Origin of the sequence: uncultured Roseovarius sp. (assembly GCF_963972555.1) — a bacterium.
GTDB classification, from domain to species: Bacteria; Pseudomonadota; Alphaproteobacteria; order Rhodobacterales; family Rhodobacteraceae; genus Roseovarius; species Roseovarius mucosus.
In genome coordinates, this window is the sequence record NZ_CAXAUM010000011.1 from 34,531 (window position 1) to 54,702 (window position 20,172).

Genomic DNA, 20,172 nt, shown 5'->3' on the forward strand with positions numbered 1-20,172 from the left:
CGGCTCCTCTCAGGGGCCGGGCTTTTGTTTGCAAATCCGTGTTCCCTGGGTCATTAAACCCGAATGACCTTACAGATGCGCGCACTCCTTGTTCACCTCTTTACTGCCACCGGCGCCGTCTTCGCGATGCTCGCGATGCTTGCAGCGGTCGATCACAAATGGGAACTGATGTTTCTCTGGCTGGTGGTGGCCTTTGCGGTGGACGGCATCGACGGGCCGCTCGCGCGCAAATACGATGTGCAGCAATATGCCCCCGAATTTGACGGCGTGCTGCTCGATCTGATCATCGACTATCTCACCTATGTGTTCATCCCGGCCTTTGCGCTGTTCAAATCCGATCTCTTGCCGGGCTGGACAGGCTGGCTCGCCATCATCGTGATCACCTTTGCAAGTGCGATGTATTTCGCCGACACGCGGATGAAAACCAAGGACAATTCCTTTTCCGGCTTTCCCGGATGCTGGAACATGCTGGTGCTGGTGCTCTTCGCGCTTGCTCCGAATTTCTGGATCATCCTCGGATTGGTGGTGGTGCTCGCGGTGGCCATGTTCCTGCCGCTCAAATTCGTGCATCCCGTCCGCACCGAACGCTGGCGCTGGCTGACCCTGCCGATGGCCCTGGCGTGGACGTTCTTTGCCGGATGGGCCGCTTGGGTCCATTTCGATCCGCAAAGCTGGGCGCATTGGGGGCTGGTCGTCACAAGCGTCTACCTGCTCTTCGCAGGGATCGTGCAACAGATTTTCCCGCGCAAGGGTGATCTCGACCGCCTTTAGAACGTGCGGCACCCCATCGAGACCACACCCGTCCCGGGCTTGCCCCGGGACCACGCCCAAGCAGCATAGAGACCCCGGCTCGGGGGCCGGGACGCCGTAACCCCGATCAGATGCAACGCCCCTAGAGCGTATCCAGACAATGCCGCCGGAATGCCCGCTTGAGCAGGTCCAATTCCTCGCGCAAGAGCGCCATTTCGGCGCGAATGTCATAGCTCAGCACATCCCCCGCCAAGAGCGCGAAACTGTCCAGAACCTCGCCGCTCCGCCGATCCCGGATCACAAAGGTCTGCACCCCGTCCGCGATCTTTTCCAAGGGCACCGGCACCCGCACCACCCAGAGGTTTTCCTCCGGCTTTGCCGTCACCACGACCCCCGCCACCGGCTCTTGCTGATGCGTCACCTCGATCTCGGGCGGCGCAGCCTCTGCCTCGCCCGCCCGTGTCAGCACACCCTCCCAGACCCCTTCAAAGAGCCGCGTCTTGGTCAATGTCCACTCGCTCATCACCGCACCCCCCTATAGCGCCGCGCGCGGGCGACGGCTAAACGTCACATCCCGCAACACAAGCTGGCTCATCTGCGGATTCTCGAAGATCAGGTCGATCCAGGCTCGCTCCACCCGCTTTTCGTTCAGGTTGGAATAGGCCAGATCGAATTCGACCATGATTTCTTCGGCATTCAACGGCAATTCCCGCACGATCTGTTCGGTATTCGGCCCGTGCTTGATGTTGAGCCGGGCAAAGATTTCCAGCGGCTTTTCCAATTCCACAATCGTATCCATCCGCAACAGATGCCGCTTGGTCAGCCCGTTCACCGCCTGTTGCGGAAAATCCAGCACCACCGACAGAAACGATCCGTCAAAGGCAAACACATCCATCCGCAACCCATAAGGCGCCAGATCCGCCTCGCGGCTGTTGCGCAACTGGCGCAAACACAGCTCCGAACGGGCGCAATCGTGAAACAGTGTCACCTCGCGCCCCAGCATAGACTTGGACCGGACCGAGGCCATGCCGGGCACCGGCAAGGGCTCGCGCCACAATTCGGGCCGCCAGGCCCAATCGGTGCCATGCGGCCGGGAAAACGAATTCGACCCGATCATCGGCAACGCCAGCCGGTTATCGGCAATCGAGATCACCTCGTTGAGCGAATACATCAGCTTGCGCGCCCGCGCCCGCGCGCGCCGCAACTCCGCCAAGCCCATCATCGGGGCATTGCGCGCAGTCTGACGCCATTTGCGCAGGCTGTGGCGATGCGTCAACACGTCCAGTAATTTCATGCAGAGCGCACCCTTGCCAATCTTCGCACGCGCGGCCGTACCGCACTGCTACGTCCCAAATCCTTGCATAGCATTAATTCAAAAGAGGAAACAATCCATCCCAAAGATCAGGAGGATGGGCTTGCCGCCCACATCGCCCGCGCCAGGGCTTGCACCAACGCCTGCCCCTCGGCCCCCGACACACCCTGCCCCTCGGGGCCGTAAACCGCCAGTCCCACCAGATGCCCGTTGATCACCAGTCCAGCACGCCAATGTACCGGATCGCCCCCCGGAAGCGCGGCATCGCCGCCCTGCATCACCTGCACCACGGCCAGACCGTCCTTTTCCTGCGCCACCCGCACCTCTGCCGGGGCCAGCGCCCGGGCCATGGCCTGAGCATCCGGTGCTTGCGCCGACGCCGCGCGCGGCAGAACCGAAACAGTCATCACCGCCGGATCGGCATAGACGCCGCCCATCTGCCCCAGACTTAGACAACTGGCCATCAGCGCGAAACTGCCCGACACTCCACGCCGCACGCTGGCCGCATCCACGCAATAGCCGCGCGGGCCCGTCACCACCACCGCACCCTCGTAAAACGCGACCGCCGTCATCGCCTGAGGCTTGCCCGCAGGCGCGGCGAGACAACCCGCAAGGGCCATCATCCCCAGCCCAAGCAGGGTCCGGCGCGCTATCGCCCGGACCCCGCCCCGCTCAGAGGTCCATATAAACATGCCGCTCGAACGCCGCGCCGGGATGGGTGACAGCGCCCTTGTAGGTCTCGCCCACCAATTGCGCATATTTCCACAGCGCGCCGCTGCTATAGATGGTCTCACGCGGGCCTTTCCACGCTTCCTTGCGCTTGGCCAATTCCTCGTCACTCAAGTCGACCGACAATACACCCTTGATCGCGTCGATCGTGATCATGTCGCCCGTGGCAATCAAGGCAATCGGCCCGCCATGCGCCGCCTCCGGCCCGACATGGCCCACACAGAACCCGCGTGTCGCCCCAGAGAAACGCCCGTCGGTGATCAACGCCACCTTCTTGCCCATGCCCTGACCGCTCAGCGCCGCCGTGGTCGACAGCATCTCGCGCATGCCGGGGCCGCCTGCCGGGCCCTCATTGCGGATGACGATCACCTCGCCCTCCTTGTAGGCGCGCGCCTTGACCGCCTCGAACGCATCCTCTTCGCATTCGAACACCCGCGCCGGGCCGGTAAAGACCTGATGCTCGGGCGCAATGCCCGCCACTTTCACGATCGCGCCGGTCGGGGCCAGATTGCCCTTGAGGCCGACAACGCCCCCCGTCTTGGTGATCGGGGTTTCAATCGGATAGATCACCTTGCCATCGGCCTCGCGCTCGATCAGATCCAGCTCCTCGCCGATGCTGCGCCCGCTGGCGGTGATGCAATCCTCATGGATCAGCCCCGCCTTGCGCAATTCCTTCATGACCACCGGAATGCCGCCTGCATCGTAAAGGTCCTTGGCCACATAGGCCCCACCCGGTTTCAGATCGACGAAATAGGGCGTGTCGCGGAAGATGTCGCAGACATCCTCGAGAAAAAAATCAATCCCCGCCTCATGCGCAATCGCAGGCAGGTGCAGACCGGCATTGGTGCTGCCCCCGGTGCAGGCCACGACCCGCGCCGCATTCTGCAAACTCTTGAGCGTCACCACATCGCGCGCCCGGATGTTCTTTTCCAAGAGCTGCATCACCGCCCGGCCAGAGGCCTCGGCATATTGATCGCGGCTCTCATAGGGCGCGGGCATGCCTGAGGAATTCATCAACGCCAGACCAATCGCCTCGGACACACAGGCCATGGTGTTGGCGGTAAACTGCCCACCGCAGGCCCCCGCCGACGGGCAGGCCACCCGCTCCAGCATATCCAGCGCCTTATCGGACATCTCGGCATTCTGATGCCGCCCCACCGCCTCGAACATATCCTGCACAGTCAGATCGCGACTGCGGAAATCCGCCGGGATTTCCTCGACCTGCGGCGCCTTGCCCGGCAGGATCGACCCGCCATAGATGAACACCGACGGCACATTCAAACGCACCATCGCCATCATCATCCCCGGCAGGGATTTGTCGCAGCCCGCCAGACCCACCAGCGCATCATAGCAATGCCCGCGCATGGTCAACTCCACCGTGTCGGCAATCGCCTCACGGCTCGCGAGGCTCGAGCGCATACCCTCATGCCCCATGGCGATCCCGTCCGTCACCGTGATCGTGGTGAACTCGCGTGGGCTGCCATGCGCCTCTTTCACGCCGCCCTTGACGGCCTGCGCCTGACGGTTGAGCGAGATATTGCAGGGGGCCGCCTCGTTCCAGCAGGTCGCCACACCCACGAGCGGTTGATGGATCTCCGTCTCGGTCATACCCATGGCATAGTAATAGGACCGATGCGGCGCGCGCTCGGGCCCTTCAGTCACGTGACGGCTGGGCAGTTTGGCTTTGTCGAACTTGGTCATGAGGGGCCTCCCGGAATTAGCTGGAAATCGGTCTAGGCCAGCGGCGCGGCGGGGGCAAGCCGATTGCAACCCCTCAGCCCTGCCTATAGCTTGCGCGCATGAGATATGACGCCCATGAAATCCTCGTTGGTCCTGCCCGTGCCACGGCCCATCCGGGGCGGCTTGTGGCAGGCATCGCCCTTGGCGTGCCGGTCTTTGTGGCGCTCAGCTATGGCTATGCCGCCCTTCTGCCGCTGCTCTTCGGACCCGAGGCTTGGGCGCAAATCTCGCCGGGAATCGAAACCGCCTCGAACCCGCAGGGCGTGCTGATCAACCTCTTCGTGTTCGGCCTCTTGATCGTGGCCTTGGGCCTCACCCTGCGCATCGTCCACCGGCGCGGCCTCTCTAGCATCATCGGCCCCCGCGCCCTAGCCTTGCGCCAGTTCACCCGCGCGATGGGGGTGATGCTGCTGCTTTACGGTGCTCTGCTCTTTCTGCCCATGCCCGAAGGGCTGGAACCAGTTGCCAACCTGCCCGCCTCGCAATGGCTGATGCTTCTGCCGCTCGCCCTGACGGGCCTCTTTCTTCAGGTCTTTGCCGAAGAACTGGTGTTTCGCGGCTATTTGCAAAGCCAGCTTGCCGCGCGTTTTGCATCGCCCCTTGTATGGATGGTGCTGCCCTCCGTCAGCTTTGCCATGCTGCACTACGATCCCATCAGCTTTGGCGCAAACGCCTGGGTCGTGGTCGCCTGGGCTGCGGCCTTCGGTCTGGCCGCCGCAGACCTCACCGCCCGTTCCGGCACCCTTGGGCCCGCCACGGCACTGCATTTCATCAACAATTTCAGCGCCATCATGATCGCCGCCCCGCGCGGGCAATTCGACGGGCTGGCGCTCTATGCCTATCCCTTCACCGTGGACAATGCCGACGCTCTCTGGGCCATGATGCCGCTCGACCTGCTGATCCTCGTCTGCGGCTGGCTCGCCATTCGCCTCAGCTTGCGCCGCTGATTGCATTTCACCCGCGCCCCGCTTATGTGAGGGCGCAATCGTCACCAGAGGGACCGGACCCGATGAACTGGATCACCAATTACGTGCGCCCCCGGATCAACTCGATCTTCTCGCGCCGCGAAATCCCCGAAAACCTCTGGACCAAATGCGACGAGTGCGGAACCATGCTGTTCCACCGCGAACTCTCGGACAATCTCAACGTCTGCACCAACTGCGGCCATCACATGGGCATCACCCCGCGCGCGCGCTTTACAGCGCTCTTTGACGGCGGCATCTTCTCCGAGGTAGAGGTCCCCGCGCCCACCCCCGACCCGCTGCAATTCCGCGACCAGAAGAAATATCCCGACCGCCTGCGCGCCGCCCAGAAACAGACCGGCGAGAAAGAGGCGATGCTCGTCGCCACCGGCGAGATGGGCCGCACGCCCATCGTGGCCGCAGCCCAGGACTTCAGCTTCATGGCCGGCTCCATGGGCATGTATGTGGGCAACGCCATCATCGCCGCCGCCGAGGCCGCGGTAAAGCTCAAACGCCCCCTTATCCTCTTCTCCGCCGCAGGCGGCGCGCGGATGCAAGAGGGCATCCTGAGCCTCATGCAAATGCCCCGCACCACCGTCGCAGTGCAGATGCTGAAAGAGGCAAACCTGCCCTATATCGTCGTGCTGACCCACCCCACCACCGGCGGTGTCACGGCATCCTATGCCATGTTGGGCGATGTCCAGATTGCCGAACCGGGCGCGCTCATCTGCTTTGCCGGGCCGCGCGTCATCGAACAGACCATCCGCGAAAAACTACCCGAGGGCTTTCAGCGCGCCGAATATCTGCTGGATCACGGCATGCTCGACCGCGTGACGCCCCGCACCCAATTGCGCGACGAACTGATCACCATCACCCGCATGTTGATGGGCCTGCCCCCCGCGATCAAGGGCGATCTGCCCGCCCCCGGACCCGAGGCACAACCGCAGCAGGACGCCACCCAAAAATGACCGCCCCCACATCCGACGCCATCCTTGCCCGGATGATGGCGCTGCACCCCAAGATCATCGACCTCACGCTCGATCGCGTCTGGCGCTTGCTCGATGCCTTGGGCAATCCGCAAAACGACCTGCCCCCGGTGATCCATATCGCGGGCACCAATGGCAAGGGCAGCACTCAGGCGATGATCCGCGCCGGGCTAGAAGCGGCGGGCAAGTCCGTCCACGCCTATACCTCGCCCCACCTTGCGCGCTTTCACGAACGCATCCGCCTTGCCGGCGAGTTGATCACAGAAGAGCACCTGACCGCCGTCTTGGATGAATGTTACGCCGCCAACGGCAGCGACCCGATCACCTATTTCGAGATCACGACCTGCGCGGCACTTCTGGCCATGGCCCGGACACCTGCGGATTACACCCTGCTCGAGGTGGGTCTTGGCGGACGGCTCGATGCAACCAACGTAATCGACCAACCGGCGCTCACGGTCATTACGCCCATTTCCATCGACCATGAACAATATCTGGGCGACACGCTGGCCAAGATCGCGGGCGAAAAGGCCGGGATCATCAAACGCCGCGTGCCATGCATCTGCGGGCCACAACCGGACGAGGCCTTGGCCGTGATCGAATCCGTCTCCGCCCGCCACGGCGCGCCCCTGCTGGCGCATGGCCAGCACTGGCACGCAACCCGAGAACGCGACCGCCTGATCTATCAGGACGAAACGGGCCTTCTGGATCTGCCCTTGCCCAACCTGCCCGGCGCGCATCAGATCGAAAACGCAGGCGCCGCCCTCACCGTGCTGCGCCACCTCCAGATGGGCGAGGCCGCCTATGAGGCCGCCGTCACCCGCGCCTTCTGGCCTGCGCGCATGCAACGCCTGCAAACCGGCCCGCTCATTGATGCGGCCCCCAAGGCCGAGGTCTGGCTCGATGGCGGCCACAACCCCGCAGCAGGCGAGGCGCTCGCCCGCCATCTGGCCACCCTGCCCGCGCGCCCGACCTATCTCGTCTGCGGCATGCTCAACACCAAGGACATCGCGGGCTATCTCACACCGCTGGCCGTCCATGCCACGGCCCTCACCGCCCTGTCGATCCCCGGCGAGGCCAACACCCTGCCCGCCGATGTGACGGCCGAGGCCGCGCGCGCAGCGGGTCTGCCCGCCACCACCGCCGAAAGCGCCCTTGCCGCTATCACCGAGATCGTCGCAACCTGCCCCGAGGCGCGGATTCTCATCTGTGGCTCCCTCTACCTTGCAGGGGGAATCCTGCGCGAGAACGGCTAGGTAGTCCGACGGACCGGGGCACAGCCCAGACACACGCAAAAAGCTTACAAAATCCACGTAAGGACCTTACAGATTGTAAGGTCACCCTCTGTGAACCACACCGTGAGAGAAATCAGCGGTTTTTCGGACTTTTCTGGAGTTTTAGGACCATTTCCGAATCACTCCATATTGACGAAATCTTGAAATTCAGACTAAATATAGGCAATAAAATCCGGCTCACCTGCCCGCCGGACTGCATAATCGTCGAGGGGGATAGAGCCGTGCCAAACCATGTCACAGGCGATGCAGCAACAGCGGTTGCCTGTACGACGACCCCAGCTGCATATTCCCAAAGCGTTGATTATTATGAGGTTTTCTTATGTTGCGTGCAACACTGATCGCGGCGGGATTTGTCGCTGTAACCCTTGCGTTGATCCTGCTTCAGCCCGGAAAATCGCGTACCGTGGCCGACTTGCCCCCCGTGATCGACACCGATGTCACTCGCGTTGCTCCGGACCTCTCGACGCTCACTGCGCCTGCGCACGCGACTGAACCGTTGGTAAACAATACGGATGTTGCCACGTTGCCAGCCCTTCCCGCAGCCCCAACCCCTACCGCTCCTCAACCGCAGACAGCCATGCCGGTTGGCACTGCACTTGAATCCATGGTGCTTGGGGCGCTGCAACAGGGGCAGTCCGAAGGCTACATCGACGCGCTCGTGAATGACGCCGCCAAGAAGGGCAAGGTCGAGGTGCCCCAAGGTCTCGTAACCGCCGAAGGCCGGGTTGATACCGCCCTCCTTCTCAGCGCCCTGTCGCAACCCGCCCGCCCTCGCGTGCCCACCACCTATACCGTGGCCACCGGCGACAGCCTCGCCTCTATCGCCTATCGCTTTTACGGCGATTTCGCGCGGCAGGCTGACATCCTCGCCGCCAATGCCGACACGATGCAGCCCACGGATCGCCTGCGCGTCGGTCAGGTGCTCAACCTTCCAACCCCCTGACTTTACGGGGATTTCCAGTTACGATGGCAGGAATGATCGAGGGGCCGAACCAACGGCCCCCTTTCATTTCATGGGGTCATTGCTCAGCCGCGCCCATCCTTGGGCGACCCCATCACAACGTACGAAGTGATCGCATTGACCTGCGGCAGCGTACCCAAAACATCGGTGTGAAACCGTTTGTAGGCAACCAGATCGGCCACTTCGACCCGCAGGATATATTCCACCGCTCCGGTGATGTTGTGGCATTCCACCACCTCTGGCGCACGGCTCATCGCCTGCTCAAAGGCCACCTGACTGGCCTTGGTATGGCTGTTGAGGCCAACCGTGACATAGGCCAGAAACCCGATACCAAGCGCGCCGCGATCCAGCACCGCGCGATAGCCCGCTATGATACCCCGGCGCTCCAGATCCTGCACCCGCCGCAGACAGGCAGACGGCGACAGCCCCACCTTCTCCGCAAGCTCCAGATTGCTGATCCGGCCATCGCGGGTTAACTCTTGCAATATACGCTCACCGATCTTGTCCATGGATCAATTTAATTGCATTGATTTCTATAAATCGCAACAGAACGCAATTTCATGGCAGATTTTCTCGCATAAGGTTGCGGCATGACACTCGATTTGCTCACCGCCCTCGCCACTTTCGCCTTCGTCACGGTCATGACTCCGGGGCCAAACAACCTCATGCTCATGGCGTCGGGGACGAATTTCGGGTTTACACGGTCGATTCCCCATATGTTGGGGATCGGATTGGGTTTTCCACTAATGGTGGCCTGCGTCGGCCTTGGCGTGATGCAGGTTTTCGACCTATGGCCGCTCAGCTACACCCTGCTCAAGATCGGTTCCGTCGCCTACCTCGTCTATCTCGCGTGGAAAATCGCCAACGCCGCCCCACCCCGCGATGCGGAAGCGTCCGGTAAGCCATTGACTTTCTTGCAATCTGCGGCGTTCCAATGGGTCAATCCCAAGGCGTGGAGCATGGCGCTTTCGGCTATCACCCTTTATGCAACAGGTCGCGATCTGGCCTCGGTCCTCTGGGTCGCAGGCGTATATGTTGTGGTCTCAAGCATCAGCACCACAAGCTGGACCCTGCTTGGCCAACAACTCCGCCGCCTCCTCAAGAACCAAACCCGCCTGCGCATTTTCAACTGGCTCATGGCCACCCTGCTCATCGCAACATTGATCCCCGTACTCTGGCCCTCCTGACCCGGTTGTGATTGCAAATCGTCGCTCTTGCAGCCATATAACGCCACGGCAACCGTGGAGACCTGAGCGCAATGACCAACTACCTCGACTTCGAAAAGCCTCTGGCCGAGATTGAAGGCAAGGCCGAGGAACTGCGCGCCATTGCCCGCGGGAACGCCGAGATGGACGTCGAGGCAGAGGCTGCAGCCCTGGATGCCAAGGCCGCCGAGATGCTACGCGATCTCTACAAGTCTTTGACTCCATGGCGTAAATGCCAGGTCGCGCGTCACCCAGACCGCCCGCATTGCCGCGACTATATCGAGGCATTGTTTTCCGAGTACACCCCCCTCGCCGGCGACCGCGCCTTTGGCGAGGATCACGCCATCATGGGCGGTCTTGCCCGGATCAACGGGCGCCCCGTGATGGTGATCGGCCATGAAAAGGGTAATGATACCAAGAGCCGGATCGCCCGCAATTTCGGCATGGCCCGCCCCGAGGGCTATCGCAAGGCCGTGCGCCTGATGCAGATGGCCGACCGCTTTGGCCTGCCGGTCGTGACGCTGGTAGACACGCCTGGTGCCTATCCCGGCAAGGGGGCAGAGGAACGCGGTCAGAGCGAGGCGATCGCCCGCGCGACCGAAACCTGCCTTGCCATCGGCGTGCCGCTGGTGTCGGTCATTATCGGTGAAGGTGGCTCTGGCGGGGCCGTGGCCTTTGCGTCAGCCAACCGCGTGGCGATGCTGGAACACTCTGTTTATTCGGTGATTTCGCCCGAAGGCTGCGCTTCGATCCTGTGGAAGGATTCCGAAAAGATGCGCGAGGCCGCCGAGGCACTGCGCCTCACCGCGCAGGATCTGACCCGGCTTGGTGTTGCGGATCGGGTGATTGACGAACCATTGGGCGGCGCACATCGCGACCCAGCCCGCACCATCGCCGCAGTCGGCAAGACGATCGAGGCGATGCTGAGCGAATTGTCGAAAAAGGATCGCGCCGCCCTTATCAAGGACCGGCGCGAAAAATTCCTGCGCATGGGAACCAAGGGGCTCGCGGCCTGAGCCGCGAGCACGGATGTCTCAGTTCAAGCGGCGTCGCGACGATTGGCCTTGAGCCGCGCGTTCACTGTGTCCACGATCCCCGCGAATTCCGACGACTCGATGCCCTGCTGTTCGGCGATGAGTTTCACAAGCATATCCACGCGCTCGATGCGGTCCGCCCCGCCTTCAATCGCGCGCGCGGCCGAGGACGGCTTGAGCAAACCATTGGCGGCACTGGCATATTTCGCGAACGGAACGGCATCGTCGGCCTCTGCGCCCAATCGGCGCACAACCTCGTCAACGGTGCTGTAGATCTTTTCCGACAGCGCCACATCGCCATGCACCGCCTCTTTGATCGGGCGCGCGCCCTCGGGCAGGACACAGCGGTAATTGCCGGTAAGCAGCATGCTCCATTTGGCAAAGGGAACATAGATCGAGTCGAACACGCGCAGCTTGACCGGCACGTCCTTCCCATCCACGGTCACCGCATCAATCGCCGCCTCCAGATCACGCAGGATGCGGTTATGGGCCTCATCCTCGAAAATGGCCGCCTTGAAATTGGTGGGCAGGCCGACATGCAGCGTATTGGCGCCATCCTCGGCCACGCGATACGCCTGCGGGTCGGGGCTGCAGAGCGTGACTGTACCGGGCTTGAACGCGGCCCACGCACTCGGGCAGGTATAGGCCGCTTCAAGCTTCGACGTGTCCAGCCCCGGCACCCGGCGCAGATAGGGCAACGGCGGCATGTTCATGATCGAGAGGCACGGCGTGCCCGCCGCGGCAATGCGGCCCAAGAGGTCGACGATATTCTGGGCACAATACTGCGGCTCTGACATGGCAAGCGCCACCATGTCGTAATCGGCGGGATTCACATCCTCGGGCGCCAGAGCGTTGAGCGTGCCAGGCAGGTCATGCGAGCGGAACGAACGATGCTCTGCCTCGTCGCGCAGCTTGATGCGCACATCGGTGCCCTCGGAGTTGATGAGATCAGCCGTGGACTGGCGGCAGACAAGCGTCACATCCTGCCCGGCCATCAAAAGCTTGGTGCCAAGAAGAGAGCCGTAAGAGGCCCCAAGGATTACGATGCGATATGCCATGACAGTCCTTTCGAAAGAATCTTGCGCGTGTTTTGGTCCCCTTAGTTATATAGGAGCGCGCCGATTTCACTACGAAATTAATGTCAATGTGTGTATGGTAAACATTACAAAGAAAAATTCTGTAATATTGTAAGGTTTCGCATGGCAAAGACGCTCATCGGCCCCCGGCTGCGCCAGTTGCGGCGCGAGCGGGGGCAAACCCAGGCCGACATGGCCCGCAAGCTGGACGTCAGCCCGTCCTATATCAACCTGCTGGAAAACAACCAACGTAGCCTGTCGGTTCAGATGCTGATGTCTATCGCCGACGCCTATGCTGTCGATTGGCGAGACCTGACCCGGGACGAGACCGCGCGCCGGGTGGCAGATCTGCGCCATGCGGTGCGCGATCCGGTGTTTGCGTCGGACCGTCCGGATCTTCAGGAGTTACGCGGGGCGGTCGATCATGCCCCCAGGTTGGTTGATCTTTTTCTAGAATTGCACGGGGCCTATCGCACGGCGTTGGAAAAGATCCTTAGCCTTGCGGGAGAAAACGCCGCCGATGAGCTCTTGCGCAGCTCGCCTGAAACGGTGATCCACAACTTCTTTCGAGACCACGAGAATCATTTCCCGGAACTGGAGCGCGCCGCCGAAAGCGCGCGTGAGGGAGAGTTTACATCGCCCGAAGATCGCTATTTCGACCTGAGAGAGCGGTTGCGGATGCGGCACGGCATCAGCGTGCGCATCCGGCGGATCGGAGAAATAGGCGATGCCCTGCGCTACTATGACGAGGCCACAGGCGTCGTGCATCTGTCGCAGGCGCTTGACACCTCAAACCGCGCCTTTCAATTGGCGCATGTGCTGTGCCTTGTCGCCTATCCGGGCGTTCTGTCGGGGATTGTGGATCGCAGCGGACTTGGATCGCAACATGCCTTGGCTCGGCTACGGGTGGAGTTGGCCAATTACTTTGCCGCCGCGTTTCTCATGCCCTATGACGCCTTCTTGCGCGAGGCCGAGTTGGCCGCCTATGACATTGACCGCGTTGCCGCCGTGTTCAGCACCTCGTTCGAACAGGTGTGTCAGCGCCTGACCACCCTGCAACGCGAAGGCGCGCGCGGCGTGCCGTTCTTCTTCTTGCGCATCGACAAGGCTGGGAACGTCACCAAACGCTTCAATTCCACCTCGTTTCACCTTGCGGAATACGGCGGATCCTGCCCGGTCTGGAACATTCATACGGCGTTTTATCAACCCGGCGTGATGATGCCACAGTTCGTCGAAATGCCCGATGGCGCGCGGTATTTCACGGTGAGCCGCACGGTGCATCGCCCGGTTTTCAGCGAGGAAACACAGGATCGCCGCCTGACACTCGCCTTAGGCTGCGAGGCGAAATATGCGCATCGCCTGCGCTATGCCTCAAGCTACAATTTCGACGACCCCAAGCTCTATGCGCCCATCGGTCTCAACTGCAACCTCTGCCCGCGTCAGGCCTGTTCACAGCGCGCGCATCAGCCCTTGTTGATGGAATTGCCAATTGACGAAAACCGGCGCGGCAGCACCCGTTATGAAAGCTGAAAAGGGGGCCGATTGGCCCCCCTTCCATTTCTCTCGATGTGCCCTTATTCGGCCGGCTTGGCCCGGCGGGGGCGCAAGTATTTGAACGCGGGCATCAGGATCAAGATGATCGCGACCACCATGATCGGTGCCGAAATCGGACGGTTGAAAAAGATCGACGGATCGCCCGAGGACAGAAGCAGCGATTGGCGCAGCGTCGGTTCGGCAATCGGACCCAGCACGATGGCCAGAACCGCAGGCGCCACCGGATAGTCGAACTTGCGCAGGAAGAAAGCGCCAAAGCCAAAGATCAGCAGCAGCCAGATGTCGAACATATCCTGCATCGCGGCGTAGCCACCGACCACCGACAATACAAAGATCAGCGGTGCCAGAACCGTGAAGGGCATGCGCAGCATCCAGATAAAGAGCGGGATGAAAGCGAGGTTCACGATCACGGCGAAGAAGTTGGATACGTAGAACGATCCAATCAGACCCCAGACGAAATCCGACTGTTCCACAAACAGGCGTGGGCCAGGGGTCAGCCCCCAGATCACCATACCACCAAGCAAAATTGCCGTAGTAGGAGACCCAGGAATACCCAAGGTCAGCATCGGCAACATGGAGCCGGTCGAGGCAGAGTTATTCGCTGCTTCCGGGGCAGCCACGCCGCCAACGTGCCCTTTGCCAAATTCATCCGGGCGTTTCGAGATCATCTTGGTAACGCCATAGGACATGAGCGACGCAGGTGTAGCCCCCGCCGCCGGAAGCACGCCAACAAAGAAGCCGAGGAATGAGCCGATGGACATACCCTTCCACCCTCTTTTGAAGGATGTACCGGTATCCTCGACGATGCCCTTTACCGTGATCTTTGCTTCGGTATTGGTCACTTCGCCCCGGGTCGATTCAATCGTCCAGATCATCTCGCCGATGCCATAGACACCGATGGCCAGAACGAGAAAACTGATGCCCCCAAGAAAGCCGTTCATGTCGAGCAGGATCAAGCGTGGCGCGCCAGAAATCTGGTCGAAGCCGACCGTTGCCAGCACGAGACCAAAGCAGATCGAGAACACCGTCTTGGGGATATCGTCACCGCCGAGGCCCACGAATGTGGCAAAGGCCAAAAGCATGAGTGCAAAGATTTCAGGCGGACCAAAGCTGAGGGCCACCGTTGCCAAAAGCGGGGCAAAGCCGGTGAAGAGCACGACCGACACCGTTCCCCCAACAAACGAAGCGATAGCCGCCGCCACGAGGGCAAGACGTGCCTTGCCCTGAAGTGCCAGTGGTCGCCCGTCAAAGGTGGTCGCGACCGCCGTCGAGGCCCCGGGGATACCCAAGGTAATCGACGAAATCGCTCCCCCGTACATGGCCCCGTAGTAGATGGCGGCCAAGAAGATGATCGCAGATCCCGGCGGGACCAGAAAGGTGATCGGCAACAGGATTGCCACACCATTCACGGAACCCAGACCCGGCATTGCGCCGATAAAGAGCCCGAGAGTCACGCCAACAAAGATGAGCAAAAGGTTAAGAGGTTGCAGTGCGACAAATATGCCGTCGCCAAGTAGAGATAGAATTTCCATGGGTTTGGTCGCCCTTTGTCAGCTAGGCCGTGACCGGCTCAGTAGATGATTTCGTAGAGGACATTGAACACCGGCTCGGTGAATCCCATGCCAGTCGGCATCGAGATTTGCATTAGCCCTTCGAAGAAGAAGAACAGCCCAAGCGGGAATACTACCGCCATCATGCCGGTGAGAAACCAGCCGTGGCGACCGAGAACTTTGAGGTAGTAGATCATGAAGATCGCAACCGCGCCATACATCGACACGACGTCGATCAGCGCGACAAAGCCGATGATACCGCCCCCTACGAGCAACAATGTCTTGAGCCCGTAGGAGTCGAGCACAGGCTCATCCGACTGGGATTGCGGAGACGTGCCCCGCACCCAGTTCAGGGCAATAAAGCCGGTCGAGATCAGCATGCCGAGAGACAGCCAGAATGGCCAGAAGCCGCCCTGTGGTCCGGTCCCGGCCACGAAACCGATCCCGTTCGCCGATGATTTGTACATCAGGTAGATGGAGAGGAGGGCCAGCACGCCCGCCGTCACTATTTCGCCAACCCGCATGGCCAGCCCTCCTTATTATCGGTTTCGATTCAGATCACTTCATGCCAGAAAGCAGCTTGGTGTGGTTTTCCACCTGCAGCTGCCAATAGGCGCGCTGCTCGTCGGGGTTCATCCACAGCGGCGAGAGCGATTCAGCTTCCAGGTAGCCCTGCCACTCTTCCGAGTTGAAGATGTCCTCGAACAGCTTCTGGTAATAGGCTGCGGCCTCATCCGACATGCCCGGCGCACCGACAACAGCCCGCTGGTTGTAGTAGCTGAAATCGTGGCCTTTTTCCTTGAGCGTCGGAATGCCCGGATAGGCGCTCATCTGCTCGTCCGAGAAAACCAGAAGCGGACGCACATCGCCCGACTGGAAGAAGCCACGCGCCTCAGCAGGGTTGTTCACAGTGGCCATGATCTGCTTGCCAGCCAGGGCCGCCGCAACCGCACCACCACCGTCGAAGGGGATGTACTTCGACTTGAGATCAAAGGCATTGTTCAGGTAGGCGAAAACGATACTGTCTTCCTGACCCGTGCCCGTGCCGCCGGTGACATATTCGCCATCCGCCGCCTTGACCGCATCAACCCACTGCTCGAAGTTCTCGATGCCGCTGTCCTTATGCACCCAGAGGGCGAAGGGATCGACGCCCATCATCGCAATCGGAGTAAAGGTCTGGATATCGACGCCCAATTCCGGCTGCCGGATTGGCGTCGAGAAGAACGAATTGAGCGTCACCAGAATGGTGTGATCAGGGTCATTCGTGGAATTTAGCCAGATCAGCGCCTCTGCACCGGATCCACCACCCTTGTTGTTGGGGATCAGAGGACGGTTCGTCATGTCCTTCTTCTCGGCCACCGACTGAATAAAGCGGGCGATCTGGTCTGCACCGCCGCCTGGACCTGCCATGATGACAAAGTCGATGGGCTTGCGCGGTTGCCATTCGGCCATTGCTGCAGGGGCCGAGAGCCCGAGCGCGGCGATGCCGATTGCTAACGTCTTCAGAATATTCATGTCTTCCTCCCGTTGATGGCCTTTCAAAATGGCCAGATGCGTTAGAGGTTCTGACAGGCCCTTGACCCTCCTCGGTCATTTTTCTGCAGGCTTATCCGAACCAGATTTTAGTTTGCGGTCGTCCTCCCTTTTCTGTCCACAAGTTTTCCGTTCCTCGTGCTCGCGGCCTCAATGCACCATGACGACTGGAATTTTCGCCTCCGCGACAATCGTCGCGGAATTGCCGCCCAAGAGCGATTCCCGCTCATAACTCTCGTGATAGGCCCCCATGATCAGCATGTTCGCCCCCACTTCGGTACATTTTTCCAAAAGCGTCCGACCAACATTTCCGGCGCGCTCGAAGGCATGAATCTGCGATGTAACCCCGCGCTGCGCGAGGTAATGGCGGAATTCCTCAGGCGTGGCGGTATGTTCGATTCGCCCTGCCGTCAGGATCGTCACCTGATCTGCGCCCTCAATGAGCGGCATGGCCATCGCCACCGCGCGCGACGCCTCAAGCGAGCCATTCCAACCGATCGCCACATGGCTGCCGATATCTGGGGCCACTTGCTCGGTATTGGGACAGACCAGAACTGGACGTCCCGACGTGAAGAGCGCCGATTTCAAGGTGTTATATCCAAGATTCTCGTCTTGGCTGGGCTTGGCCACACAGATCAGATCTGCCAGGCGACCGTAATGCCGCACGACCTCGACCTGCTTGCCTTCATACTCTCGAAAGGCGGCCGTGGCCTTGCCGACGGCGCGCGGCTCCACGCTGATGCCATGCCGTTTGGCATCGTCAAGAAACTTGTCGCGCATGTAGCCCTGTTCGTAGTCCGCCCGCTTCTGGCTTGCCTCTTCCAACTGCTTCCGCAAGAAGGCAGGGATCACTACCCCATAGGGCATCATGTCTTCGGCCTTGGGATGGCAGTGCACCACCCGCACATGGGCGTCGTAGCGCTTGGCGAGAGCTGCGGCATGGGCAAACAGGATCGGCCCCCGCCCGTCTTCGCGAACCGGCATCATGATGGTGTGAAGTGTGCTCTTGCCCATGATCAATAGAACCCGTTGGGAACGCCTGCGGCGTTGGTGGATGGGAAACGCGCCAGAAATATTCGGCAGGCAACCGGCGCCGTCGCGAAGGTGCAGCATGGCAGACCTTGACCCAGAGGACGATCGGCGAGCTGCCGCGGCCCTCTGTTGGCTTGAGATAGGTCAAGGTCTGCCATGATACGCTCCCATTGCTATGGTATATCAGCTTCCGAAGGTCGCCCCCGGCGCAAGCCCGACCGATGCGGCCCATTCGGCAGCGGGCATCTTGGCCCCCCCGGCCGGACGAACCCTCTTGATCAGGATACGCCCGCCCACGCACTGCACTGCAACACCTGCATCGGAAACCTCACGCACGCGGCCCGATATGCCGTCCCCCGGCACGAGCGCACAGTCATAGACATCGACCTCGGCCCCGTTCAGCGTGGTCCAAGCCCCCGGTGCCGGATTGGTACCGCGAATGAGATCGTAGACCTGTTTGACCGGACGATGCCATTCGATGCGCGCGTGAGTGCGGGTGCAGCGGCGCTCGTAGGTCGCTTGGCTCTCGTCCGGGACGATGCGCGGCGGATTGCCCGCGCGGAAGAGATCACAGACCGTAAGCACGCTCTGGACCGCATGCGGATAGATCTTCTTGAAGTAGAGGTCGATCACTGTGTCATCTGGACCAATCTCGCATTCCCACTGCAAAAGGCTGTCGCCCTCGTCCAGACCATCCGACGGGTAGAACCACGAATAGCCAGATTTCGTCGAGCCCATGATGATCGGCCAATTAACGGCAGAGGGGCCACGGTGCAGGGGCAACAGGGACGGATGAAAGCATATAGAGCCATGGGTCGGCGTATCGCGCGCGGCCTCGGGCACGAAGACGTTGACGAAGGCCATGACCATCAGGTCGGCTTTATACCCCGCCAACACCTCGAGCGAGGCGGGATCATCGAAATTGGCAGGTTGGTGGACCGGCAGGCCCTTTTCCAGCGCGAGTTCCTTGATCGGATCGACGGGTTTGCCGTCCTTGTCAGGTTCACAATAGACCGCGACAACCTCGTCTGTCCCGGTGTCGAGCAATTTGGCCAGCACATCTTTGCCAAAGGCCTGTTGCCCCATCACTATAAGTCGCATTCGCTCCTCCCGTTTGTGCGGTTGGCCGGTCTGCGCCGGCCTTGCCGTCACTCATTCGTTATTCGGCGGCCTGCTTAGCCGTGCCGACGGCACCCGACTCCATGATCCGCGCGAGATCTTCGCCGGAATAGCCAAGGACGTCCTTCAGGATTTCCGCCGTATGTTCCCCGAGGAGCGGGGAACGTGTCACCTCGACCGGGCTGTCGCTCAGCTTGATCGGACAGCCAACAGTGGTGTAACGGCCGCGTGTGGGGTGATCGACATCGACAATGGTACCAGTCTTGCGAAGGCCCTCATCCTCCATGATTTCCTTTGTCGACAGGATCGGACCGACGGGAATGTCATGCGGGTTGCAGATGTCCATCACTTCAAACTTGGTCTTGGTCATGGTCCATTCCTCGATGCGCGCGAAAATGGCATCGAGCTTGTCCAGCCGCTCGGCCGGGGTGGCATAGCCGGGAGCAGTTTTCCAATCCGGCTCACCGATCACGTCGCACACTTTCTCCCACACCGCAGCCTGCGTGATGAAATAGGTGTAAGCGTTGGGGTCGGTTTCCCAGCCCTTGCACTTGAGAATGCGACCCGGCTGGCCGCCGCCCGAGTCGTTCCCCGCGCGCGGCGTCGAGTCGCCAAAGGGAATGCCCGCCCCGTATTGCGAGTATTCGGTGAGCGGTCCTGCCGCCAGGCGCTGCTGATCGCGCAGCTTGACGCGGCAGAGGTTGATCACCCCGTCCTGCATCGGTGCCAGCACTTTTTGCCCACGGCCAGAACGCTCGCGCTGATAGAGGGCGGTGACGATGCCAAGCGCGAGATGAAGGCCCGTACCGCTATCGCCGATCTGCGCGCCGGTCACGAGCGGCGGACCATCCAGAAAGCCGGTGGTCGAGGCCGCCCCCCCCGCGCATTGCGCGACATTCTCATAGACCTTGCAATCCTCATATTTGCCGGGGCCAAACCCCTTGACCGACGCCATGATGATGCGCGGATTGATTTCCTGAATCCGCTCCCAGCTAAAGCCCATCCGGTCCAGGGCACCCGGCGCGAAATTCTCGACCAGCACGTCGCAGGTTTCGATCAGGCGCGTCAGCACCTCCTTGCCCGCTTCGTTCTTGGGATTGAGCTCGATCGAGCGTTTGTTGTGGTTAAGCATCGTGAAATAGAGGCTGTCCGCACCCGGCACATCCACGAGTTGCTTGCGAGTGGCGTCGCCCACACCGGGACGCTCTACCTTGATCACATCTGCGCCGAACCACGCCAATAGCTGTGTGCAGGTCGGGCCCGATTGCACATGGGTGAAGTCGAGGATCTTGACGCCTTCAAGAGCTTTCATAGGGTTCTCCATCTTCTGAGCTGCG

The 20,172-nt window shown here is 61.1% G+C and carries 20 protein-coding genes; 8 read left to right on the plus strand and 12 right to left on the minus strand.

The genetic code is table 11. The annotated features are described in order from the left end of the window. Positions 1 to 63: 63 nt before the first annotated feature. Positions 64 to 771, plus strand: a complete 708-nt coding sequence (locus AACZ65_RS11895) for a CDP-alcohol phosphatidyltransferase family protein (RefSeq protein ID WP_297543264.1) — start codon at positions 64 to 66, stop codon at positions 769 to 771. 121 nt (positions 772 to 892) lie between these two features. Here the strand turns inward: AACZ65_RS11895 and AACZ65_RS11900 are convergent, their stop codons facing one another. From AACZ65_RS11900 to ilvD, 4 genes are all read right to left on the minus strand, one after another. After that, positions 893 to 1,273 carry a hypothetical protein gene (locus AACZ65_RS11900; RefSeq protein ID WP_339671128.1) on the minus strand — a complete coding sequence of 127 codons (381 nt, stop codon included), beginning with the start codon at positions 1,271 to 1,273 and terminating at the stop codon, positions 893 to 895. 12 nt (positions 1,274 to 1,285) lie between these two features. Beyond that, positions 1,286 to 2,044 (minus strand): DUF6478 family protein, encoded by a 759-nt coding sequence (locus AACZ65_RS11905; protein ID WP_339671130.1) that lies wholly within the window; start codon positions 2,042 to 2,044, stop codon positions 1,286 to 1,288. A gap of 107 nt (positions 2,045 to 2,151) precedes the next feature. Beyond that, positions 2,152 to 2,754, minus strand: a complete 603-nt coding sequence (locus tag AACZ65_RS11910) for a hypothetical protein (protein WP_339671132.1) — start codon at positions 2,752 to 2,754, stop codon at positions 2,152 to 2,154. Further along, positions 2,735 to 4,492: a dihydroxy-acid dehydratase gene (gene ilvD, locus AACZ65_RS11915; RefSeq protein ID WP_339671134.1), complete on the minus strand. Its 1,758-nt coding sequence runs from the start codon at positions 4,490 to 4,492 to the stop codon at positions 2,735 to 2,737. The genes AACZ65_RS11910 and ilvD overlap by 20 nt, the downstream gene beginning before the upstream one ends. Before the next feature lie 98 nt (positions 4,493 to 4,590). On the opposite strand from ilvD, the gene AACZ65_RS11920 reads away from it, so the two are divergent. From AACZ65_RS11920 to AACZ65_RS11935, 4 genes are all read left to right on the plus strand, one after another. Further along, positions 4,591 to 5,478, plus strand: coding sequence for a CPBP family intramembrane glutamic endopeptidase (locus tag AACZ65_RS11920; protein ID WP_339671135.1), 888 nt, complete (start codon positions 4,591 to 4,593; stop codon positions 5,476 to 5,478). Between the two features lie 62 nt (positions 5,479 to 5,540). Beyond that, positions 5,541 to 6,461, plus strand: a complete 921-nt coding sequence (gene accD, locus AACZ65_RS11925; RefSeq protein WP_339671136.1) for an acetyl-CoA carboxylase, carboxyltransferase subunit beta — start codon at positions 5,541 to 5,543, stop codon at positions 6,459 to 6,461. Then, a complete protein-coding gene (locus AACZ65_RS11930; protein ID WP_339671137.1) occupies positions 6,458 to 7,732 on the plus strand; it encodes a folylpolyglutamate synthase/dihydrofolate synthase family protein in 1,275 nt (424 codons plus the stop codon). The genes accD and AACZ65_RS11930 overlap by 4 nt, the downstream gene beginning before the upstream one ends. A 358-nt stretch (positions 7,733 to 8,090) precedes the next feature. Further along, on the plus strand, positions 8,091 to 8,714 hold the full coding sequence (locus tag AACZ65_RS11935) for a LysM domain-containing protein (protein WP_339671139.1): 624 nt from the start codon (positions 8,091 to 8,093) through the stop codon (positions 8,712 to 8,714). 83 nt (positions 8,715 to 8,797) lie between these two features. Here the strand turns inward: AACZ65_RS11935 and AACZ65_RS11940 are convergent, their stop codons facing one another. Continuing rightward, positions 8,798 to 9,241, minus strand: coding sequence for an Lrp/AsnC family transcriptional regulator (locus tag AACZ65_RS11940; protein ID WP_339671141.1), 444 nt, complete (start codon positions 9,239 to 9,241; stop codon positions 8,798 to 8,800). Positions 9,242 to 9,322: 81 nt separating this feature from the next. Here AACZ65_RS11940 and AACZ65_RS11945 point away from each other — a divergent pair, with 81 nt between their 5' ends. Beyond that, positions 9,323 to 9,919, plus strand: a complete 597-nt coding sequence (locus AACZ65_RS11945) for a LysE family translocator (protein WP_037270504.1) — start codon at positions 9,323 to 9,325, stop codon at positions 9,917 to 9,919. Positions 9,920 to 9,990: 71 nt separating this feature from the next. Continuing rightward, complete coding sequence (locus AACZ65_RS11950) at positions 9,991 to 10,953, plus strand: acetyl-CoA carboxylase carboxyltransferase subunit alpha (RefSeq protein ID WP_339671142.1); 963 nt, start codon at positions 9,991 to 9,993, stop codon at positions 10,951 to 10,953. Positions 10,954 to 10,976: 23 nt separating this feature from the next. Here the strand turns inward: AACZ65_RS11950 and AACZ65_RS11955 are convergent, their stop codons facing one another. After that, positions 10,977 to 12,029, minus strand: a complete 1,053-nt coding sequence (locus tag AACZ65_RS11955; protein ID WP_339671143.1) for a hypothetical protein — start codon at positions 12,027 to 12,029, stop codon at positions 10,977 to 10,979. A 141-nt stretch (positions 12,030 to 12,170) separates the two neighbouring features. Between AACZ65_RS11955 and AACZ65_RS11960 the strand changes: the two genes are divergently transcribed. Next, positions 12,171 to 13,577 (plus strand): short-chain fatty acyl-CoA regulator family protein, encoded by a 1,407-nt coding sequence (locus tag AACZ65_RS11960; protein ID WP_339671145.1) that lies wholly within the window; start codon positions 12,171 to 12,173, stop codon positions 13,575 to 13,577. A gap of 44 nt (positions 13,578 to 13,621) precedes the next feature. Here AACZ65_RS11960 and AACZ65_RS11965 read toward each other — a convergent pair whose 3' ends face one another. The 6 genes from AACZ65_RS11965 to frc all read right to left on the minus strand — a co-directional run bounded on the left by AACZ65_RS11965 (position 13,622) and on the right by frc (position 20,147). Then, positions 13,622 to 15,133, minus strand: a complete 1,512-nt coding sequence (locus tag AACZ65_RS11965) for a tripartite tricarboxylate transporter permease (protein WP_339671146.1) — start codon at positions 15,131 to 15,133, stop codon at positions 13,622 to 13,624. 38 nt (positions 15,134 to 15,171) lie between these two features. After that, positions 15,172 to 15,675, minus strand: a complete 504-nt coding sequence (locus AACZ65_RS11970) for a tripartite tricarboxylate transporter TctB family protein (RefSeq protein ID WP_037270494.1) — start codon at positions 15,673 to 15,675, stop codon at positions 15,172 to 15,174. 34 nt (positions 15,676 to 15,709) lie between these two features. Next, positions 15,710 to 16,666 carry a tripartite tricarboxylate transporter substrate-binding protein gene (locus AACZ65_RS11975; RefSeq protein WP_037270492.1) on the minus strand — a complete coding sequence of 319 codons (957 nt, stop codon included), beginning with the start codon at positions 16,664 to 16,666 and terminating at the stop codon, positions 15,710 to 15,712. Between the two features lie 168 nt (positions 16,667 to 16,834). Further along, positions 16,835 to 17,668, minus strand: a complete 834-nt coding sequence (locus AACZ65_RS11980; RefSeq protein ID WP_339671150.1) for a universal stress protein — start codon at positions 17,666 to 17,668, stop codon at positions 16,835 to 16,837. Positions 17,669 to 17,899: 231 nt separating this feature from the next. Next, positions 17,900 to 18,817 (minus strand): methionyl-tRNA formyltransferase, encoded by a 918-nt coding sequence (locus AACZ65_RS11985; protein WP_339671152.1) that lies wholly within the window; start codon positions 18,815 to 18,817, stop codon positions 17,900 to 17,902. A gap of 58 nt (positions 18,818 to 18,875) precedes the next feature. Then, a complete protein-coding gene (gene frc / locus AACZ65_RS11990) occupies positions 18,876 to 20,147 on the minus strand; it encodes a formyl-CoA transferase (RefSeq protein ID WP_339671153.1) in 1,272 nt (423 codons plus the stop codon). Between the last annotated feature and the right edge of the window lie 25 nt (positions 20,148 to 20,172).

Coding starts and splice junctions, on each gene's coding strand:
- AACZ65_RS11895 (WP_297543264.1), top strand. CDS start 64: ATGACCTTACAGATGCGCGCACTCCTTGTTCACCTCTTTACTGCCACC.
- AACZ65_RS11900 (WP_339671128.1), bottom strand. CDS start 1,273: ATGAGCGAGTGGACATTGACCAAGACGCGGCTCTTTGAAGGGGTCTGG.
- AACZ65_RS11905 (WP_339671130.1), bottom strand. CDS start 2,044: ATGAAATTACTGGACGTGTTGACGCATCGCCACAGCCTGCGCAAATGG.
- AACZ65_RS11910 (WP_339671132.1), bottom strand. CDS start 2,754: ATGTTTATATGGACCTCTGAGCGGGGCGGGGTCCGGGCGATAGCGCGC.
- ilvD (WP_339671134.1), bottom strand. CDS start 4,492: ATGACCAAGTTCGACAAAGCCAAACTGCCCAGCCGTCACGTGACTGAA.
- AACZ65_RS11920 (WP_339671135.1), top strand. CDS start 4,591: ATGAGATATGACGCCCATGAAATCCTCGTTGGTCCTGCCCGTGCCACG.
- accD (WP_339671136.1), top strand. CDS start 5,541: ATGAACTGGATCACCAATTACGTGCGCCCCCGGATCAACTCGATCTTC.
- AACZ65_RS11930 (WP_339671137.1), top strand. CDS start 6,458: ATGACCGCCCCCACATCCGACGCCATCCTTGCCCGGATGATGGCGCTG.
- AACZ65_RS11935 (WP_339671139.1), top strand. CDS start 8,091: ATGTTGCGTGCAACACTGATCGCGGCGGGATTTGTCGCTGTAACCCTT.
- AACZ65_RS11940 (WP_339671141.1), bottom strand. CDS start 9,241: ATGGACAAGATCGGTGAGCGTATATTGCAAGAGTTAACCCGCGATGGC.
- AACZ65_RS11945 (WP_037270504.1), top strand. CDS start 9,323: ATGACACTCGATTTGCTCACCGCCCTCGCCACTTTCGCCTTCGTCACG.
- AACZ65_RS11950 (WP_339671142.1), top strand. CDS start 9,991: ATGACCAACTACCTCGACTTCGAAAAGCCTCTGGCCGAGATTGAAGGC.
- AACZ65_RS11955 (WP_339671143.1), bottom strand. CDS start 12,029: ATGGCATATCGCATCGTAATCCTTGGGGCCTCTTACGGCTCTCTTCTT.
- AACZ65_RS11960 (WP_339671145.1), top strand. CDS start 12,171: ATGGCAAAGACGCTCATCGGCCCCCGGCTGCGCCAGTTGCGGCGCGAG.
- AACZ65_RS11965 (WP_339671146.1), bottom strand. CDS start 15,133: ATGGAAATTCTATCTCTACTTGGCGACGGCATATTTGTCGCACTGCAA.
- AACZ65_RS11970 (WP_037270494.1), bottom strand. CDS start 15,675: ATGCGGGTTGGCGAAATAGTGACGGCGGGCGTGCTGGCCCTCCTCTCC.
- AACZ65_RS11975 (WP_037270492.1), bottom strand. CDS start 16,666: ATGAATATTCTGAAGACGTTAGCAATCGGCATCGCCGCGCTCGGGCTC.
- AACZ65_RS11980 (WP_339671150.1), bottom strand. CDS start 17,668: ATGCCGGTTCGCGAAGACGGGCGGGGGCCGATCCTGTTTGCCCATGCC.
- AACZ65_RS11985 (WP_339671152.1), bottom strand. CDS start 18,817: ATGCGACTTATAGTGATGGGGCAACAGGCCTTTGGCAAAGATGTGCTG.
- frc (WP_339671153.1), bottom strand. CDS start 20,147: ATGAAAGCTCTTGAAGGCGTCAAGATCCTCGACTTCACCCATGTGCAA.